Genomic DNA, 18042 nt, shown 5'->3' on the forward strand with positions numbered 1-18042 from the left:
CGCCTACGGCAGCAAGACGGATGCCTATGCGACGTTCAAAGGGATGTTGGAAGATGGCAATCCACCTGACAATTTCGACGCGCTCTTGAAAGAAGCTGCAGCGGCGGGCAAGCGGTTCGAAACTTCCCTTGAAGCGGTGCCCGATCGGTAAGTGGGCCAGCTTGCCGTGACCCTTTGGCATTATCGTTTACGACGCCCCGCTGGAAGATGTAGCATCGGCTGATAATACGGTCGGAGAAAGCACAATGATTGAGACGGAAAAGGATAGGCAGCACCTCGGGCTAGAGGAGCAATGCGCGCCTGACCTGACGGGGCACCGTTTCCCAATTGCTGTGCACGTTGCAGACATGCCCGATGACCTCGGCAAGCTGCTGGATATCGGGCTCGAGGAGCATTTCCGTGGCGGCTGATGTCAATTCGTATGACGCGTGGTTTCGCGCGAAGGTGCAGGCCGCGCTGGAGGAGGAATGCACGGGAACATCTCAAGTTCAGGTGATGCAGGCCGCACAGGCATTGATTGATGCGAAACGGGAGGTCGAACCCAAGTCCTGACCAAGCCTTGGAGGTCAGCGCGGTCTGACCCCCGTCACCCTGAAAAGCGAAAGCGGGCTTTTTGTCCTTTGGAACTCAGACCCTGATCCAAAGGAAACCCCCATGTCCAAGCCCAAACCGGCAAACCCGGCTCTCTCAATCCCCCACCCTGACCTCGTCTCCGTCCTCGCGAAGATCGGCGCGGAGGTCGACCTCCAACCCCTGCGCAGCTCAGCGCTCGCGCGCATCATGCGCGAGACGTTCCATGGCAGCGATGCCGGCGGTGCCTGGGACTGGCGCATGGCCTATGACCTGATGCAGGCCGCGGCTGTTCAGGTGCTGCTGCGTGGGGACGGCGCGGCAGGTGACATCGCCGCTGCAAGGCTGCTTGCCTCACGGCTGCTGACGGAAACCCGCCGGTCAGAGCAGCAGATCCGGCTACAGCAGTTTTCCACGCCGCTGCCATTTGCGGCGCTGGCCTTGCGGGCGGCAGCCGTTCGCAAGGGCGAGACCGTGCTGGAGCCCTCGGCTGGCACCGGTGCCCTGGCAGCTTTCGCCGCCCGGGCCGGTGCCACCCTTGTGCTCAATGAAATTGACCCCTTTCGCCAGCGCCTCCTGCGCGCGGTTTTCGGCGGCGAGGTCACAGGCCATGACGGCGAGCATATCGATGATCTCCTACAGACGCCGGTTCTACCCGACGTCGTGGTGATGAACCCGCCCTTCGCCTCCTCGGTCGATCGCTCCCGAGACAAGCACATCGCCGCCAAGCATCTCATCGCGGCTGCAAAGCGCCTGGCACCCGGCGGGCGGCTTGTGGCGATCATGCCGCCGGGATTCACGCCCGAACGCGATGCCGCGCATTGGTCCCGCGCCTGCGGTCTCCTGACGCCACGATTGGCGCTGACGATGCCGGGGCAGGTCTACCGCAAGCTCGGCACCTCTGTCGAAACCCAGCTCATGGTCTTCGACAAGGTGCAGGAGGGCGGCGAGATGATCCGCGCCACTTTGTGCGATCTGGATGAAGCCCTTCCATTTGTCGATGCCGTGGCCGCAACACGGACCGAGATGAGCCCGGCCCAACGGGTTGAAGCGATCCCTCATGCTCGGCCGACCGTTCGATCATCTGTCCCGCGCAAGACCGCTGCCGGTGTTATCACCGCCCCCACAGCCAGGGCCAATGCCGTCCGTCCGCTCAGCTTCACGAGCCTTCAGACCCCGCGCAACAACATGCCCATCTCGGACATCTATGCGCGCTACCGTCCGCAACGGATCGAGATTGCGGATGCGCAGGAACATCCCACGCCGCTCGTTGAAAGCATCGCCATGGCCTCGGTTGCCCCGCCCATGCCCTCAAATACGGGCCGTGATGACTTGCGCCTGCCCGCACGGTTGATCGAGGAGGGACATCTCTCCGAGGCGCAGCTGGAAACCATCATCATGGCGCATGACGCCCATCGGCGCGACCTGCCGGGTCGGTTCGCGATCGATGACGACCAGACCAAGCTGACGCGCGCCGATGATGACCCGGATGCACGTGCCTATCGCCTTGGCTATTTCCTCGGCGACGGCACCGGTTGCGGCAAGGGGCGCGAATGCGCGGGGCTCATTCTCGTGAACTGGCTGGCCGGTCGCAGAAAGGCGATCTGGGTCTCCAAATCCGCCACGCTCATCGAGGACGCCATCCGCGACTGGACCGATCTCGGCGGCTCGCCTGCCGACATCCAGCCGCTCTCAAAATGGAAACCGGACCAGCCCGTCCCTATGGGTGACGGTATTCTCTTCGTCACCTACGCCACGCTGCGGTCCGCGGGCAAATGCGGCACCACACGACTGAGCCAGATCCTCGACTGGATGGGCGAAGACTTTGAAGGCGTACTGGCCTTTGATGAGGCCCATGCCATGCAGAACGCGGCCGGGTCCGAGCAGGTTAGGGGGGGCAAACCCTCCCAGCAGGGCCTTGCTGGCCTGCGGCTGCAACTGGCAGCACCCCGCGCTCGCGTCTTCTACATCTCGGCCACGGGTGCCACGAGCGTGCACAACCTGGCCTATGCCGCGCGGCTGGGGCCCTGGGGGCAGGGCCCCGAATACCCCTTCCCAAGCCGCGAGAGCTTCGTTTCTGCGATGGAAGCCGGCGGTGTCGCTGCCATGGAGGTGGTCGCGCGCGATCTCAAGACGCTCGGGCTCTACACGGCGCGTGCCCTCAGTTTTGATGGGGTGGAGTATGACGTGCTCGAACACGCGCTCACCCCGGCCCAGATCGAGATCTACGACGCATACGCGACCTCGTTTCGGACAATTCACCACAATCTCGAGGCCGCGCTGACCGCGACTGGCGTCAACGACGCCTCGGGCGAGACCAATGCCTCGGCCGCACGCGCCTCGGCCAAGTCCCGGTTTGAAAGCACGAAACAGCGCTTCTTCAACCATCTCCTGATGGGCATGAAAGCCCCGACCATCATCCGCGCAATCGCGGACGATCTGGCGGCGGGCAAGGCTTGCGTCATCCAAGTGGTCTCGACAGGTGAGAGCCTGCTGAAACGCCGACTTGAGACAATGGACCCGGAGGATGAACTCGTTGAGGGTGCCTTGACGCCGCGCGATTACGTTCTGGGTTACCTCGAACAGGCCTTCCCGATTCATGCGCAAAAGCTCGTGGAGATCGACGGCAATATGGTGGCGGAACCGTTGCGGGATGAGACTGGGGCGCTCGTTGTCTCGCGCGAGGCGCTCGCCCTGCGTGATGCGGCCATGATGGAGTTGATGCCGCTGGCCCCGATCCCCTCGGCGCTGGATCAGATCCTCTGGGCCTTTGGCGACGAGGCCGTGGCAGAAGTCACGGGGCGGTCCGTCCGCCCTTTGAAGGCCGAGGATGGTCATCTTTTCATCGAGAAGCGCTCCGCCAGCAGCAATTCCTCCGAGACCCAAGCCTTCATGGATGGTGAGAAGAATATCCTGATCTTTTCCGATGCAGGCGGCACGGGCCGGTCCTATCACGCGGCGCAAACGGCGAAGAACCAGAAACGGCGGCGGCACTACCTTCTGGAGCCCGGCTGGCGCGCGGATGCGGCCATCCAGGGGCTCGGGCGTACGCATCGCTCGGCTCAGGTCAGCGCGCCCTTCTTCCGGGTCTGCACCTCGGATGTGCATGGCGAAAAACGTTTCACCTCGACTATAGCCAAACGCCTCGACCAGCTGGGGGCCTTGACCAAGGGTCAGCGCGAGACCGGCTCGCAGGGCATGTTCCGGGAGGAGGACAATCTCGAAAGCCCGATCGCGCGGGCGGCGCTGCGTGGGTATTTCGCCGATCTTGCCGCCGGGCGCGCTGAGGCGATGAGCTACGAGAGCTTCACCGACTGGACAGCCCTGCGGCTGATCGACAAGGACGGGGTGCTCCTTGAGGAGCTGCCGCCGATCCAGCGGTTTCTCAACCGAGTTCTGGCCCTGCCCATCCACATGCAGAACGCGCTCTTTGGCGAGTTCATGCGCCGGATCGCTGATCAGACCGAACGCGCGCGCACGGCAGGCACGCTCGATCTCGGCGTGGAAACCCTGCGCGGCGAAAAGATCGAGCAGGTCTCCACAGAGGATCTCTGGACCTGCCCGAAATCCGGCGCCGTGACGCGGATCATCGGGCTCGAGGTGACGGACCCGGTCCATGTCTTGGGCGCTGAAGAGGCCATATCGCGCAATCCGGACAAGCTGCCGATGGTCAATCGCGCCTCCGGTCGCGCGGCGCTCATCTCGGCACGCCCGATGCAGATGTATGACGAAGACATCGTCACGCTGATGCGCAAGGTTGTGCGGCCAAACGGGTCGAGCTACCTGGAGGAGGCGCGGTTCACGTCTTCGGCCTGGGAAGACATCGAAAGGCCCGAGTTTGCAAAGCTTTGGGATGCCGAGGCTGCATCCCTGCCAAAAACCACCACAACCAAGCTCTACCTGCTGACCGGGCTCTTGTTGCCGATCTGGAAGGACATTCCGACCACCAATGAACGCATCTACCGGGTCACGCCTGACGGGGCGACGGCGATGATCGGGCGCACGCTGAGCGAGGAAGGGGCGGCAGCGCTGCGCGCCCGCTTCCTCGTGTCCAACCCGCAAACAGCGCAGGAGATGCTGACCGCCGCCCTCGGCACCACCGCACCTGTCGATCTGGGCCGGGGTCTCACCCTGACCCGTCGCCGGGTCGCAGGCGAGATGCGTCTCGAGCTGAGCGGTGCGGATCGGGGCATGATTGAAGGTCTCAAGGCCATGGGGTGTTTCACCGAGATCATTGCCTTCCAGCTACGGGTGTTCCTGCCGCATGGGGACGGGATCGACACGGGAAGCATTCTGGCCCGGATCGTGGGGCAGGAAGCCAGCATGACGTCAGAACAAGCCGCCTGAAAAGTCAAAGCGAGCTTCCGGTCGGGCGGCGTGGATCGGGATTTGGCCGATCTGCGCTTTCCGGGCGCGCGCTGACCAATGCCAGGCCCGGCCCCCCCAAATTCAGATAAGAGGACAGACCCATGACCAATCCCCAGATCGACTATGCCGCAATGGCGGCTCAGTGGCGTGTAGAGCGCGAAACCACCTTGAAGGCATCCAGAGTGGAGCTGCTCGCGCAGCTACGTGCGCTTGGCATCAGCGAGGTCGCTGTCGAATACGAAGGCTATGGCGACTCCGGCAATGTCGAGGATGTGACGGTGCAGCCTGCAGAGGTCAACCTGCCGGAGCCGCTTGCCACAAAGGTTGGCGACTTCTCCTGGTCGCTCGCCTATCACCATCACCCGGGGTTCGAGAACAACGAGGGCGGCTACGGCACGCTGTCCTGGGACATAGCACTAGACAGCATCACCCTCGATCACGCGGACCGCTATGTCGAATGCTCGCACAGCTATGACGAGGGGCTGTGAGATGGCCCATCCGCTTCATCATGCCGAAAGCTCTGCCCGGAAATTCGGCGGGGTGCCATCTGACTATCAGTCTGTGCACGATTGGTTTGACGCCTCGAAAGAGCACCTCGCGCTCTTCACGCACCGAGCCATGCGCCACCACGCTCAAGGCCTTTTTGAGGCCGAACGTGTCTTCGGCTTGACCCTGACCAATAGCGCAGGTCGGGACATTCCCCTGCGCTGGATCGGCGAGCAGCATATCCGTGAAGACTGCCAGGGCCGCATTCCGAGCATGGCGGACTGGCTGCGACGGATCCAGCCTGAGCCATGGATGGCCAATGGCCATATCGACCGGCATTCTGGCGATGAGCCCTGCGGCGACCCAAGGGTTGCCTGGGCCTCCGAGGTCGCCGCCGGAAGAACGGTTCTTGGCCTGAAGGATTGGATGGCGGCGCGCGCGACGCAAGCCACGCAAGGTGCCTGACAGATCTCGGTCGTTTGCCAAACGAATGCTGCATGGAAGCCCGGTTGGACGACCGGGCTTCTTGCGTCGTTTCCCCACCATTCTTCGTAAGGAGGACCCCATGACACTCGATGACATCAAGGCGGCCGTCGATGCCGGCCAGACAGTGCATTGGGCCAATACCGGCTACATTGTCCACAAGGACCGGCTTGGTCAGTACCTCATCACCTATGTGCCGAATGGTAGCTGCATCGGTCTGACCGACCGGGGCGGGCACCGGTTGAACGGAAAAGAGGCGGAGTTCTTCATCGCGCGATTGGAGGACGGCGCGGAAAATCCGGGCAGCCAATCAAGACCAGACGGGCAGGGGAGGGGCGTAACACCAGGAGGCGCGGGGGCATTCCCACTCGGACGGCAGCTCTGACCTGTGGGCGGGGCTGAAAGGAAAGCAAGCTTTCTGATTTGTGATCCCTCAAGGGGTCGAGAAAGCAATCCCGGATGCGTTGGCAAGAACGTCAGGCACCGGCCAATCCAAAAGGAACCATCCCATGTTCGCAGGAACCCTCACCCGCAATGTCGAGACCGCAGCCGTTCAGTACACCGGCATAATCCATTCGACGCGCTTTGACATCGCCATCCAGTTGGAGGCGCGGGCCAAGATGTCTGAACGCAGCCCGGATTTTGACGTGACGGCAGTCAACAAATCAGGCCGCAAAGTGCGCATCGGCACGGCCTGGAACGAGACCGGCAATACCAGCGGCAACCCCTACATCTCGATGCAGATCGATGTCGGCTTGGGTCCGTTCCGGGTCAACGCGGTGCAGACGAAAGAGGCGCGCGCGGCCCAGAGCGGCGAGTTTGAGATCATCCCGCTGGTCTCGAACGGCCTGATGAAATCCGGCTCGATCTCGGGGGAGCTCACCGCCATGGACGCCGACAACGCCTTCACCGGCTACATCGCCAACATGATGTTCGATCTGGAGTTCATGCTGATCGAGAACAGCTACAAATCCGAGGAAACCCACCCCGATTACCGGATCGAGGTCAGCTCGCCCCGGGGCACACCGATCCGCGTCGGCTCGGCGTGGATGGCGAAAAGCAGCCGCACGGGCAATGACTACCTGTCCCTGCTGATCAACACGCCTGATGGCGACCTGCGCGTCAACGCCGTACAGAACGAAGAGCAGCGCGGCGGGCAGACTTTCTCGATCATCCCGTTCATCGACAGCGGTGAGCAGCCGCAGGACGCGGGCGTGGGGCTCTCCTTGGTCGCCTAATCGGCGCGCGAGGGGGAGACGATCTGAACCCAAAGGGAAACCGTGGGATCACGGTTCCCCTTTTTCTGCGCTGGTATGGTTTAGAGATGGCGCGAAGGAAATTATGCTAAGGTTAGGTGTCGGAGTAGGCCCAGAGTCGGCGTTCGAGCTTAGCGCGACGGATGGCCGGTGTCAGCCCAACCACGACCTACGCATCAGGCGCATTGACTGCTCCGCTGCGAGTGCGAACTATTTGGACCATTTTTCCCGAAAGCTGCCATTCAGCAGGCGGTGGCTGCCCTGGCTGATGCTGCGGCAAGCACCAAGGGCAGCGAAGCGCAGATAGCGATCTTTGCAAACTCAGCCTTTCTCTTTCTGAACAAGCGCCTTTGCGAACAAGACAGCTGGAACGAGGCAAAGATCAAAAGACGATCAGGCGACTTGTTTGAGAGTGCCAAAAAAACTGGGGACATACAGGCGCACTTGTCGCCCTGCTTTGATGGTCAGTCAGGAACAACTTGCCCTATGAAAGCTCTTCCAGGATGGGCACTGTCTTCATGTGGGTTTCAACAGCTGACCTGACCTCATCGCTCATCGGTAGGTTTGCCGCTTCCACCTTCCAATGGTCTCTGAAAAGCTGAACGGTCTCCTTGGCAGCGTCGATCGCCATCTTCTTCGGAATGGCAGCTTTGACGGCAAGGTGCTCCAGCTCATCCACCGAGAACGCCGAAAACACCTTAGCACGACTAATCTTCATGTTCGTCGCATCACCCGGAATGTAGGGCACAGTCGCCACAAAATCATAAGCTGGTGCCAGCGAGACATACCGCCGGTCCGGATAGATTAACGACCAGTTCTTCATATGCATGTCGGCATTGCCGATCAGCATATTGAAGGTCAGACGCCGGACATATTCGATGATGTCTGCATCATTACCTTCGGCGGCGATCACCTGGGCAATGTTCCGGAATGTGCCATTGCCGTACTTGTCTTCAGGATAGAGCCCATAGACCTGCGCAAAATCCTCAATGTGCACGCGCGACCCGTCGGATAGCCGATCAAAGCGCTCGACCACAAAGGCATGCTTGCCGATCTTATCGATGCCTACGGGCAGGTTCTTGATCGCATCGATCCCCACGAGATCGATGGCAGGCACGTTCATCCCGACCAGGCCCGCCAGCTTCATCATCGAGAATTCATTTTCGGGGACGCCTGCGAATTCCCGTGAGGGGAGCTTGACGATCCAGGAACCCCCAACGCCGGAAGCGGGAATGGTCAGGCCGCCAGTTGCTCCCATCACTGCTGAAAACTTGAGCTGCACGCCAGCCAGCGAAAACCGCAGCGCGTTCTCGCGGCGATCATCACTTTGGTCGTCCGCTCCATCGGCAGCATCCGGCGGCCAGGCTTCACCATCGGCCGGGGTGATCGTGATCGCGCCGGGCAGGTCATGACCAAGCGCCCAGAGCAGATAGAATTCACGTTCGGGATTCACGCCTGCCTGTTCCGCCAGGTATTTGCGCAAGTGCCCTTCGGGCAGAAGGTTCGAGAAGAAGGGCATGACGCGTTTCTGATACGGACGAAACTCCGTATAGAGCTCCCCGAATTCATCCTTGAAGGCAAGACCAAGGGTCGCCCTGTCTGGGTCGGCAATATACTCGTCGGTGAAGGCAAAGATGGTGCGATCACCCCCGAGATTGGTGAGCGTGCCGATGGGCGCGCCATACAGATTGACGTTAAGGACGGAGACACTACTCATCGTTATCTCCATCTAGGCGGTAAGCGGGACGCGGCGGGCGCGCTCGATCCTCATCGGCCATGCCGTGTGCGAGGGCGTTGCGGAAACTGTTCATCTGCTTGGACGCGTCTTGCAGGGTTTTAAGGCCGCCCGTGTTATCCACGGTTTTGAGCGCCTCGCGGATGCTGCGCAATGTGTCAGTGTTCCGGATAAGATTTTCGAACTGGCGCAGCTCCCGAAACTGTCGCTGCAAATTCTGGATGGCTGAATTGTCGATCTTGAGTGACTGGATGTGCTCAAGCTGCTTGGCCAGCTGCGTAAACTCCTTGCGCGTTTCGGGCGTTGCCTTGGGCGCATCGCCTACGCTGCGAGTGATCGTTCTGACGGCGGGTGCGGCCTTGCGCGGCACGAGCGCCAGCTCCAGACCAAGAGCGTTTGCGATGGCGGTCAGACTTGAGACCGTCAGGTTCACAGCGCCGCTCTCGATCTTGGAGATGTGCGACTGCGGCACGCCTGCACGGGCGCTTAGCGCGCGCTGGCTAAGCCCCTTCTTCTCGCGCGCAGCCTTCAGTGTCGCTGCCAGTTTCTCGCTCTCATAGCTCATTTTGATATAATCCTACACATCAAGCTAAGCGCCTGATCTACTTAAATGTATCATGTAAGACTTGCAATTTCAAGGTATGATCTGCTTTTATAGATCATTCTCTATTTGAGATCTACTTTAATATATCAGTCATTGGGGCGCTTCTAGCTCAGCCAAGAGGAGCCGGGCGTGCGGCTCATCATACGGTCGTATGTGTCTTCCTCGGCCTCTTCGGAAAGTTCGAAGCGTGATGGTGCATCCCCAAGATGGATAAGGGAAAGCGCAAAGTCGTGGACTTCGGAGACCAGAGCATGCTCGGTGCAGGGCTCTTTGAACCAGACGCCCGCCTCATGCTCTCGCGTTGCCTTTCGTCTAATCAGCTCTGCATCCGTTGCCGGAATCGCAGCTGCCGGTATCTCGATTGGTGGTCGGCCGGACGTTTTGAAATAAGCGCCCGTGCGCAAGGCGCGACCACTCGACCACCCCCAATGAATGAAGCCGTCGATAGACTTCACAAGAACTGCACGGCGCTCGGTGTACTGCAGCCAGCGCAGCGTCGCTGCGATCAGGGATACGCCGTAGCGATCAGCGCACTCTCCCAAAGCTTCCAGGTCAGGCTGGGATTTCGGGGCGATCTGCGCGCGGAAGTCATCCAACGGCATGAGTAGATTTGCGGCAAACTCGTTCGCCTCTTTCTCGATCTGCCGGTACTTGCTGTCCCAGCGTTCCATATCCTCGGTACTGCAATGGATACCGTCAGGATGATCCTGTCTGTGCAGGAGGTAGTGCCCGAACTCATGGGCGAGCGTAAAGTTGACACGTCCCGGCGACGCTGTGTCGGAATTGTAGAAAATGCCCCAGCCTTTTTCGCCGGGCGGCGCCTTCATCAAGGCGCCCTCGAACCCTTTCAGCGGGGCGCCCTGCACAAGACTTATCGGATCGTCAGGAAAGCGCTGCTTGGAAAAATCGTAGGCAAGCGCTCCAACGTTTACCGGAAAACGGTCGTCGCCACCCAAGGTGTTCAGGATGATGGTCAGATCGTATGCCCATCGTTGTGGCGACTTTGGCTTGCTCATCCGGGCTTCCCCCATAGCTTTACCATCTCGCGGATTTTTTCTTTGGTGTCGGCATCCATGTGCCGGTATTCGCGATAGAACTGCACATCGACTGCATCCTCTTCTGATATCGCCTGCTTTTCGTCGAGCAGGTATTCAATCGTGACGCCAAGAACTTCAGCGATCTTAGTCAGCTTTTCCGCAGATGGTCGCGGCGGATTCTTGTTCTCCAGCTCCCAAATGTAGCTTTTGCTGGAGCCGGAGAGTTCGGCGAGTTTGTCGAGCGTTAGCTTCTGCTCCTTTCGTAAGCGGCGAATCTTCTCTCCCAGGCTGTTGGTCATGTGGCGGCCTCCCCATCGATCTTCTTGTTCGGTAAAGACATACTTTACGTGCTTGACTTCTGACTTTCAACAAATATATGATGTTCGGAGTGGGCGTACTTTTTGTGCCTGCATCCCTAACGAACCGGAGGTATGAGAAACATGAGTAAGGGACCGAAGACCCATCACGTCGTGCCGAATCCGGCAGGCGGATGGGATGTCAAGCGTGGCGGCGCATCCCGCGCCAGCAGCCACCATGAAACGAAGCAGGACGCTGTTGATCTCGGACGTGAAATCAGCCGCAACCAACAAAGCGAACTGCGCATCCACAACCGCGACGGACGGATCGCCAGCAGCGATAGCCACGGTGGCGATCCGTTCCCGCCCAAAGGTTAAACAGAAAGGACATAGCCATGGCGAAAGACGAAAAAGGCAAACCCGACAAAGAGTATACGATTGTCGTTAACGGTCGCGAGAAGACGGTGACAACGACCGAGCTTGGTGAGAACGATCTGATCGCCCTCGCCTATGAGAACCCGCCCACCGGCGAGATGATCTGCTTCACGATCACTTACCGGCGCGGTCAAGGCAACAAGCCAGAAGGCACGCTGGATGAGGGCGATACCGTGAAGCTGAAGGAGGGCATGATCTTCAATGTCACGGCAACTGATAAGTCGTAACGCCGATCTCAAGGCCCTCGAAGAGGGCGGATACGAGGTGGCCGTAAAGAATGGCCACCTCGTGATTTCCAACGTGCCCTACGTGAACGCCAATCGCGAGGTAAAGCTTGGCACCCTCGTTTCTGTTCTGCAGATGAACGGGGGCGAAACGATGACGCCGAGCGACCACAAGGCGTACTTCGTGGGCGAACATCCTTGCGATCCGGACGGCAAAACGCTCGAAAGCATCAGGCATTCCAGCAGACGCCAGACCCTCGGCAAAGACATCACGGTAGACCACATGTTTTCGGCCAAGCCGAAAGAAGGCTACCGCGACTATGAACACAAGATGGCTACCTATGTAGAGATGATCGCTTCGTCCGCGCGGAAAATCGATCCGACGGCAGATGCGCGCACCTACGTCGTTGCAAACTCCGATGAACCTGATCCGGTATTCAACTACCAAGACACAGCCTCGACACGGGCCGGAATCGGCGGTCTCTCCGAAAAGCTGGCAATGAACAAGGTCGCAATTGTCGGCCTTGGTGGGACCGGCTCTTACGTTCTCGATCTGCTCGCCAAGACCCCGATCCGCGAGCTGCATCTCATCGATGGGGATGATTTCCTGCAGCACAACGCGTTCCGGAGCCCTGGCGCGCCCAGCATCGAAACACTGCGCGGTCGAAACAAAAAGGTCGATTACTTCTCAGCGCTTTATGCACCCATGCGCAAGGGGATCGTCCCTTACCCGGTCTATCTCGACGCCTCCAACGCGGACCTTTTAGACGAGATGGATTTCGTCTTTGTGTGCGTTGACTCCGGCATCGCCAAACGCCCGGCAGTCGAACGCCTCGAAGAACAGGGCATCCCCTTCATCGATGTTGGTATGGGCATCGAGATGGGCGACGATGCCTTGGTCGGCGTGCTGCGGGTGACGCTGAGCACAGCTGAGCGGCGCGAACCGCTACGCCGCCGCGTGGGCATGGGCGAAGCAGAGATCGATGAAGCTTACGCCACCAACATCCAAGTCGCTGACCTGAACGCTCTGAACGCAACGCTCGCGGTACTCAGATGGAAGAAACTGGTTGGATTTTATGCCGATTTTGAGGGCGAGCATTCCAGCAACTACACGATTGACGGCAACATGATAAACAACATGGACAGGCTCGATGACGATAAAGAAAATTAACCATAAATTTGTAGATGCGATCCCCGAGAGGACTGAGGAAGGCGTTCTTTATCTTGCCATGGATTACGCGACGGCCGTTCATAAATGCGCCTGTGGCTGCGGCCGCGAAGTGGTCACGCCTTTAAGCCCGACGGATTGGAAGATGGGTTATGACGGTGTATCTGTGTCGCTCTCGCCATCCATCGGAAACTGGAGTTTTCCCTGCCGATCGCATTACTGGATCAAGCACAGCAATATCCGATGGGCAGGCGATATGAGCGATGAACAGATTGCAGCAGGACGGGCTCACGACCGTCGCGCCAAAGGTCGCTATTACGATGCGCCGGAAGCCCCCGCAGCAAGGGCGAATGCGGATGCGCGACAAGGTCTTTGGCAACGTTTCCGGCTGTGGCTAAGCGGCAAGTAATGATTAGTTCCGACGCCGATACCCTTACCGCGAGAGCGGTTTTGTCCTTGTCCCGAATCCCTTCCGCTCGATGATGTGTGGCGGCTGCATCTATGGCGAAAGACGGTTTATCCAGATGCGCATGCAGCATATGTATCCCCACCCGCCGCCAAAACCCGCAACTTTGCGAAGTCCACTTCCTGCGCATCGCTGCCGTTCGTCCAAGGCGCTGCGAATGACTGGCTCCCGCCCATCACGTCGAATGCTGGCGAAAACACACTCGTATAGTCGGCAGCGTTAACGCCTGCACATCGACCTGAGTCCCAGCCTTGCGGCCTCCCCTGCTCGGCTTCGCGTGTCGCAGGGGAGAACGGCCCTTCGGTCCGTCGCGCATTCGGCCATGCGGCCTCACCGCGGCGTCGCACCCAGGCCCCCGGTTTGCCCGCCTCGCGAGCACGTCCCTTCCTGGCCGCTCCGCCGGATTGCGCTCTGGTCTGTTTTGGCCCGAGGCCAAAACGATCCCGCCGCTTCATCCGTCTTCCGCGTCCGGTCGGGCCGTTTGCCTGCTCGGGTCGGGCAAACCTACCGTCAAAACACACACACATGAGTGCGGAAGCATATCCTCCGGATGGCCCCCAAATCAGCCCGCGTCAAGGATCGCAAAACTTTTCGGCGAGGGCGGAGCCGGTGGCTTGGGGCGGTGCCATGCGCGAGCGCGCGCATGTGTCGGGTGCCGTGCGCGGAAAACTTTTGCGCCCGGCAAGCCGGCGGCTGCGCCGTCCCTGACCCGGGCAGATTCGGAAACCAGGCATTCGGCCATGCCCCCACACTCACGTGGTGGCCTTGGAACCGAACACTGGAGACCAGACATGGCTTACGACAATGCGAACACCTACGAGACCATCGAGCTTTTCGGGCTGACCGAGAAAGACGCACAGCTCCCGATCCCGGAAGATCACATCCTGACCGACCACATCATCCGCGAGAGCTTCGAGGCTTTGCTCGGGCAGCTCCGCGGGACCGGGCTTGAAGCAGAAATCGAACCGCTGGCCCATGGGCTCGCCACGATCCTGCAGCGGCGCAAGGTGGCGCTCGGCAAGGAGGTCGACCGCACCGCCGACAAGATCGGCGCGCTGGCAAAATCCCACGACGGATCGGAGATCGCCGAGACCGCGCTCGAAGAGGCGCAGGCGCGCTTTGTGCAGCTGCGCGAGATTGTCAGCGCCATCGAAGTGTTGAGCGAGGCGGCTGCGGAATGCTACGAGATTGAGACCGGTCACGCCTTCATCCCGGCAGCCGGGTCGCGCGCGAGCGTCCGGGCGCAAGAGACCGGGGCGGTCTTCGAGGCGCGGCAGCTCCTCGAGCAGCACGACCGCGAAACCGCCGAGAAGTCGAAAGTCGAGGGGGTGCCCCTGATCGTCTCAGGCGCCACCGACTGGACCGATGTCGATGTGATCTTCAACACGCTCGACAAGGTTCGCGAACGGATCAAACAGAACCGCAACCAGGAGATCTTCCTCTGCCACAAGGGTGGCAAGCACGGGGCGGAGATGATTGCGGCTCGGTGGGCCCGGGCACGCGGGGTCGCACAAGCGCGCTTCGATCCGCGCTGGTCCGCGCATGGGCGGGCGGCACCGTTCAAGTGCAACGACGAAATGCTGGACGACAAGTTCGCGGCGACGGGGGTTGTACTCTTCGGCGGCAACGGGGTCGCGCTGAACCTCGGGCAGAAAGCGGAAGCGAAAGGCCTGACGGTCATGCGGGTTGCGGACCCGGTGAAGAATGCGTCGCAGGAGTGAAGAGAGGGGGTCGCGCTTGGCGCGGCCCTTTCGTCATGTCTCATGGCGCGTGCGATTGGTCATGCGTGATCGGCAGTCTGCGGCGGCCAGCACCGTTATCCCTCTACCCGGTCCGTCAGCGTGCGGCCCATCCGCATCGGTACGGGCTGGGGATGGTGCGCACCTCACGCACATCGTCAGCGGGGCAAGACGCGAGGGGTCGAGACGTCGCACTTGAGGCTGAAGACTTGCGCGTCCCTCGGGTGGTGTTTCGGACCGTCGCATCCACGCGGGCGGGCTCCGTCAGCACCCCGGCCAGGCTCGGCGTGACGCGAACGCGGATGGTGGCGGCTGCGTGATGGCAAGGCTCATCCGGGCTCTCCTTTTTGCTCATAGATGTGGATCGCACGGGGTCGGCCCAATCGTGCCCTCAGCTCACGCTTCGGCAAGCACAAATACGGCTTCCACGGCGAAGCCGCGGACCCTCCGCATTTGCGCTTGCGACCGGGCCTCTTGCCCCCGTGCCGGGTGATCCCCATCGCAACAAGGAGTAACCCAAATGACCAACCACTACGTCGCCACCGTCCCCGTCAAGTTCACCGATACCGATGGCCAGGAGCGCACCCGTTTTCAGCGCGTGGGCGCGATGTTCCGCAACACCCGCAACGGGGATGGATCGGAGTTCTTCAGCCTCAAGCTCGACTTCCCGGTCGCGGTCTCGGAGCTGGTGATGTTCCCTCCGAGCGCTAAAGATCCCCAGGACTAAGTCCTCTGACGAGGATGGGCCGCCCCAGGACGATCTTGGGGCGGCCCGATCCCTGTTCCAGGTATGCCGTCACCGGCGCGGGTGATCGCCTACAGCGACCTCCTCTTGGTGCCGGTAGCCGCGCGCTCAAAGGACGATCGCCGCCCGGAATGATCAGGCCGCGACAGACCGGCCAGTCAGCCTCAAGGGGGCCATCCACAAAAACCGGCAGGCCTTGGCCTCCCGGTTTTTGCGGCAGAGATTTGGGGACCCAAATCTGGCCCTCCTTGACCCTGCCTATCCGCCCTGTCGGTGGGGTTTGCGCCCGCCCGCGGTTCCGTCCGAACACAAGCGTGTTCGGCCAGACCCTCGGGCGGGGCTGGTGGACGGGACCCCTAGGACAGGTGGGTCGCCCGGTGGTGAGGGCGGCAGAGCCGCGTCCCTGCGGGCCGCGGCGTGAAGCGGACACCAAGGCTGCCTGAGACTGAATGCAACGTAAGTATATAATTGACATCACGGTATATTATCGTAAGGTAGGGGCGGCCTTGGTGGAAGGTGGCAGGAAATAGGGGGTCTTTCTTCCGCATGTCCCGAACAAAACGCCTGACAGAGATCGAGAAGATGCAGATCGTCCGCGAGGCCGCGGAGGGTGTGTCGACGTCCGAGCTGGCTGCGCGGTTCGGTGTTACATCGCGCGCCGTGCGCTACGTCTTGAAAGCCGATGCCGAGCGCCAGACGGATGCCGCAATTCCGGTCTCAGCGGTCAGTGTGAAGGTCACGGCTGCGGAGCTTGAGGCGCTCGACGCGGTGCTGGCGAAGGCGGGGATCGAAAGCCGGGCCGAGGGGCTGCGGCGGCTCATTCAGGCGGCAGGCGGGGTGTTCGTTCCGGACGCGCAGATGGCAGCTGAGATGGCGCGCTACCGCGCCTCGCTGCACGAGGTCGGCAATGGGGTCGCGCAGATCGCCAAACAGATGACGCAGGCCAATCGGCAAGGGCAGGGGGCCGGCTCGGAGTTCACCGAATTGCGCCTCGCACAGATGCGCGGGCTGGCGCGGTTCATCCTGGATTCCGCTGACGAGATCGACCTGCTCCTGCGCCGCCGTCGGGATGCGATGCAGCTGCAGGCCACGGCCGCGCTGAGGGAGTTTGCGCATGCAGCTGAATGATGCCGTCCATGCCGTCACGGGCGAGGTGTTTCGGGATGGCTGGAGCCGCGTCCGGGGCTCAATGCAGGGGCTGCACGTGGCCAAGCAGACCCAGCTTGTGCGCGCGGCAGCAGGCCACCGGCCAGCGGTCTTCAAGGCGATCCGGGGCGGGGGAACGCATACCAAATCGCAGCTCGCAAACCAGCTCGATTACCTCACCACCAAGTCCACCCATATCGTGGACAGTAGCGGGTTCTTGGATGGCAAGACGAAGCTCGAGGCGGGTGACATCAAGGATCTGACCGAGCGCTTTGCCAAGCGGTGGGATGCGGGCTTCAAGCCCAAGCTTGGGCAGACCACCCACATGCTCATGTCCTTCCCCATCGGCACGCGCGGGGAGGATGTGCGCGACATCGCGACTGATGTGGCGGAGCGGTTTTTCCAGACCGACGAGGGGCATTTCGACTACATCATCGCAGTGCATGAAGACCGCGATCACCCGCATGCGCATCTGGTGCTGAACCGTCGCTCGCAGGAAGGCGAGTTCTTCTTTCTGGGGCGCAACCATCGCTTCAACTATGACGACTTCCGGCTCGCCATGGTCGAGGAGGCCGAGAAGTACGGCGTGCGGCTGGAAGCCACGCGGCGGGTGGAGCGCGGCGTCGTGCATTACCCGGCCCGGACCAGCGAGATCTACGCCGCGAAAGAAGAGGGTCGCGCGCCCCGCGAGCGCGAACGTGTGGGGGCCGACTTGACCCGGACGCTGGCGGAGATCGCCAACACCAGAACCGTCTACCATTCGCTTGCCGCGGAGGCTTCGCGTGAAGCCCGCGAGAATATTGCCGCGGCACTCTTCCGCGCGGGCGAGGTGCTGGCGCATGGCGGACAGATGGACCGAACAGGAGATGTGTATATGGCTGAGGATCAAAGCTTCGAGGATCTCAGAAGCCTCTATGCGGAAAAGCTCGCGCGAGTGCAGGGCATGATCGCCGAGAAGTCTGACGCGGAACGTCCCATGCTGGAAAAGCGCCTCATCGAGATCCAGACGCAGGTCCAGCACATGCAGCCCTTGGGGCTGCGATCATCCACGCTGTCAGAGACCCCCTCGGAGGGCGGGATCTATTCCGAAGCCAATATCGACGCCAGCCAGCGCGAGCGACTGGCCGAGCCCGACCTGAGATCGCGCATTGACGCGGCACTACGGGGCACAGGGATCAGCACATCGGAAGTGGTGGCCCGGATCGAGACGGGCGCGTCAAATGCAGCGCTCGAACATCAATGGATCGCCAATGATCTCTCCAAAGTGGCCGAGGCGCGGAACCT

20 protein-coding genes are annotated in these 18042 nt (G+C 61.1%); 16 read left to right on the top strand and 4 right to left on the bottom strand.

All coding sequences use genetic code 11. The features are described 5' to 3' along the window. The 8 genes from A3728_RS04265 to A3728_RS04295 all read left to right on the top strand — a co-directional run. Window positions 1–151, top strand: a 151-nt coding sequence (locus tag A3728_RS04265) for a type II toxin-antitoxin system YhaV family toxin (RefSeq protein ID WP_150120638.1), incomplete at its 5' end; no start/stop codon positions are given. A gap of 94 nt (window positions 152–245) precedes the next feature. Next, window positions 246–410 carry a hypothetical protein gene (locus A3728_RS23390; protein ID WP_201722222.1) on the top strand — a complete coding sequence of 55 codons (165 nt, stop codon included), beginning with the start codon at window positions 246–248 and terminating at the stop codon, window positions 408–410. After that, a complete protein-coding gene (locus tag A3728_RS04270) occupies window positions 400–552 on the top strand; it encodes an antitoxin PaaA2 family protein (protein ID WP_009820264.1) in 153 nt (50 codons plus the stop codon). The genes A3728_RS23390 and A3728_RS04270 overlap by 11 nt, the downstream gene beginning before the upstream one ends. A 102-nt stretch (window positions 553–654) precedes the next feature. Further along, a complete protein-coding gene (locus tag A3728_RS04275) occupies window positions 655–4917 on the top strand; it encodes a strawberry notch family protein (RefSeq protein WP_067920581.1) in 4263 nt (1420 codons plus the stop codon). 122 nt (window positions 4918–5039) lie between these two features. Further along, the gene (locus tag A3728_RS04280; protein ID WP_067920583.1) at window positions 5040–5426 is read left to right on the top strand and encodes a DUF6878 family protein; all 387 of its coding nucleotides are present in this window, start codon (window positions 5040–5042) and stop codon (window positions 5424–5426) included. Between the two features lies 1 nt (window position 5427). Beyond that, window positions 5428–5889, top strand: a complete 462-nt coding sequence (locus A3728_RS04285; protein WP_067920585.1) for a DUF6915 family protein — start codon at window positions 5428–5430, stop codon at window positions 5887–5889. Between the two features lie 100 nt (window positions 5890–5989). Continuing rightward, window positions 5990–6292, top strand: a complete 303-nt coding sequence (locus tag A3728_RS04290) for a hypothetical protein (RefSeq protein ID WP_067920587.1) — start codon at window positions 5990–5992, stop codon at window positions 6290–6292. Window positions 6293–6416: 124 nt separating this feature from the next. Next, window positions 6417–7145 carry a DUF736 family protein gene (locus A3728_RS04295; protein WP_067920589.1) on the top strand — a complete coding sequence of 243 codons (729 nt, stop codon included), beginning with the start codon at window positions 6417–6419 and terminating at the stop codon, window positions 7143–7145. 502 nt (window positions 7146–7647) lie between these two features. On the opposite strand, the gene A3728_RS04300 is transcribed toward A3728_RS04295, so the two are convergent. From A3728_RS04300 to A3728_RS04315, 4 genes are all read right to left on the bottom strand, one after another. Continuing rightward, on the bottom strand, window positions 7648–8880 hold the full coding sequence (locus tag A3728_RS04300; protein ID WP_067920591.1) for a type II toxin-antitoxin system HipA family toxin: 1233 nt from the start codon (window positions 8878–8880) through the stop codon (window positions 7648–7650). Then, on the bottom strand, window positions 8873–9463 hold the full coding sequence (locus A3728_RS04305; RefSeq protein WP_067920593.1) for a helix-turn-helix domain-containing protein: 591 nt from the start codon (window positions 9461–9463) through the stop codon (window positions 8873–8875). The genes A3728_RS04300 and A3728_RS04305 overlap by 8 nt, the downstream gene beginning before the upstream one ends. Window positions 9464–9606: 143 nt before the next feature. Further along, a complete protein-coding gene (locus A3728_RS04310; protein WP_067920606.1) occupies window positions 9607–10518 on the bottom strand; it encodes an ImmA/IrrE family metallo-endopeptidase in 912 nt (303 codons plus the stop codon). Then, window positions 10515–10838 carry a helix-turn-helix domain-containing protein gene (locus A3728_RS04315; protein WP_067920594.1) on the bottom strand — a complete coding sequence of 108 codons (324 nt, stop codon included), beginning with the start codon at window positions 10836–10838 and terminating at the stop codon, window positions 10515–10517. The genes A3728_RS04310 and A3728_RS04315 overlap by 4 nt, the downstream gene beginning before the upstream one ends. A gap of 141 nt (window positions 10839–10979) precedes the next feature. On the opposite strand from A3728_RS04315, the gene A3728_RS04320 reads away from it, so the two are divergent. The 8 genes from A3728_RS04320 to A3728_RS04350 all read left to right on the top strand — a co-directional run. After that, window positions 10980–11213 carry a DUF2188 domain-containing protein gene (locus tag A3728_RS04320; protein ID WP_067920596.1) on the top strand — a complete coding sequence of 78 codons (234 nt, stop codon included), beginning with the start codon at window positions 10980–10982 and terminating at the stop codon, window positions 11211–11213. A 17-nt stretch (window positions 11214–11230) separates the two neighbouring features. After that, on the top strand, window positions 11231–11497 hold the full coding sequence (locus A3728_RS04325; protein ID WP_067920598.1) for a multiubiquitin domain-containing protein: 267 nt from the start codon (window positions 11231–11233) through the stop codon (window positions 11495–11497). Beyond that, a complete protein-coding gene (locus tag A3728_RS04330) occupies window positions 11472–12665 on the top strand; it encodes a ThiF family adenylyltransferase (RefSeq protein WP_067920600.1) in 1194 nt (397 codons plus the stop codon). Before A3728_RS04325 ends, A3728_RS04330 begins: the two co-directional genes overlap by 26 nt. Further along, on the top strand, window positions 12646–13071 hold the full coding sequence (locus A3728_RS22185; protein ID WP_082851009.1) for a DUF6527 family protein: 426 nt from the start codon (window positions 12646–12648) through the stop codon (window positions 13069–13071). Before A3728_RS04330 ends, A3728_RS22185 begins: the two co-directional genes overlap by 20 nt. An 848-nt stretch (window positions 13072–13919) precedes the next feature. Continuing rightward, on the top strand, window positions 13920–14849 hold the full coding sequence (locus A3728_RS04335) for a DUF2493 domain-containing protein (RefSeq protein WP_067920602.1): 930 nt from the start codon (window positions 13920–13922) through the stop codon (window positions 14847–14849). A 538-nt stretch (window positions 14850–15387) separates the two neighbouring features. Continuing rightward, the gene (locus A3728_RS04340; protein ID WP_007120662.1) at window positions 15388–15594 is read left to right on the top strand and encodes a hypothetical protein; all 207 of its coding nucleotides are present in this window, start codon (window positions 15388–15390) and stop codon (window positions 15592–15594) included. A gap of 564 nt (window positions 15595–16158) precedes the next feature. Further along, a complete protein-coding gene (locus tag A3728_RS04345; RefSeq protein ID WP_067920604.1) occupies window positions 16159–16740 on the top strand; it encodes a helix-turn-helix domain-containing protein in 582 nt (193 codons plus the stop codon). Then, the coding region (locus A3728_RS04350) for a relaxase/mobilization nuclease domain-containing protein (protein ID WP_150120639.1) at window positions 16727–18042 on the top strand (1316 nt) is incomplete at its 3' end. The genes A3728_RS04345 and A3728_RS04350, both read left to right, overlap by 14 nt.

Source organism: Sulfitobacter sp. HI0040 (assembly GCF_001634885.1).
Lineage (GTDB): Bacteria > Pseudomonadota > Alphaproteobacteria > Rhodobacterales > Rhodobacteraceae > Sulfitobacter.

Excerpts from the sequence above, each read along its gene's own strand:
- A3728_RS04340 (WP_007120662.1), top strand. The coding sequence starts at position 15,388 with ATGACCAACCACTACGTCGCCACCGTCCCCGTCAAGTTCACCGATACC.
- A3728_RS04330 (WP_067920600.1), top strand. The coding sequence starts at position 11,472 with ATGTCACGGCAACTGATAAGTCGTAACGCCGATCTCAAGGCCCTCGAA.
- A3728_RS04295 (WP_067920589.1), top strand. The coding sequence starts at position 6,417 with ATGTTCGCAGGAACCCTCACCCGCAATGTCGAGACCGCAGCCGTTCAG.
- A3728_RS04320 (WP_067920596.1), top strand. The coding sequence starts at position 10,980 with ATGAGTAAGGGACCGAAGACCCATCACGTCGTGCCGAATCCGGCAGGC.
- A3728_RS22185 (WP_082851009.1), top strand. The coding sequence starts at position 12,646 with ATGACGATAAAGAAAATTAACCATAAATTTGTAGATGCGATCCCCGAG.
- A3728_RS04290 (WP_067920587.1), top strand. The coding sequence starts at position 5,990 with ATGACACTCGATGACATCAAGGCGGCCGTCGATGCCGGCCAGACAGTG.
- A3728_RS04335 (WP_067920602.1), top strand. The coding sequence starts at position 13,920 with ATGGCTTACGACAATGCGAACACCTACGAGACCATCGAGCTTTTCGGG.
- A3728_RS04285 (WP_067920585.1), top strand. The coding sequence starts at position 5,428 with ATGGCCCATCCGCTTCATCATGCCGAAAGCTCTGCCCGGAAATTCGGC.
- A3728_RS23390 (WP_201722222.1), top strand. The coding sequence starts at position 246 with ATGATTGAGACGGAAAAGGATAGGCAGCACCTCGGGCTAGAGGAGCAA.
- A3728_RS04280 (WP_067920583.1), top strand. The coding sequence starts at position 5,040 with ATGACCAATCCCCAGATCGACTATGCCGCAATGGCGGCTCAGTGGCGT.
- A3728_RS04345 (WP_067920604.1), top strand. The coding sequence starts at position 16,159 with ATGTCCCGAACAAAACGCCTGACAGAGATCGAGAAGATGCAGATCGTC.
- A3728_RS04305 (WP_067920593.1), bottom strand. The coding sequence starts at position 9,463 with ATGAGCTATGAGAGCGAGAAACTGGCAGCGACACTGAAGGCTGCGCGC.
- A3728_RS04275 (WP_067920581.1), top strand. The coding sequence starts at position 655 with ATGTCCAAGCCCAAACCGGCAAACCCGGCTCTCTCAATCCCCCACCCT.
- A3728_RS04315 (WP_067920594.1), bottom strand. The coding sequence starts at position 10,838 with ATGACCAACAGCCTGGGAGAGAAGATTCGCCGCTTACGAAAGGAGCAG.
- A3728_RS04310 (WP_067920606.1), bottom strand. The coding sequence starts at position 10,518 with ATGAGCAAGCCAAAGTCGCCACAACGATGGGCATACGATCTGACCATC.
- A3728_RS04300 (WP_067920591.1), bottom strand. The coding sequence starts at position 8,880 with ATGAGTAGTGTCTCCGTCCTTAACGTCAATCTGTATGGCGCGCCCATC.
- A3728_RS04325 (WP_067920598.1), top strand. The coding sequence starts at position 11,231 with ATGGCGAAAGACGAAAAAGGCAAACCCGACAAAGAGTATACGATTGTC.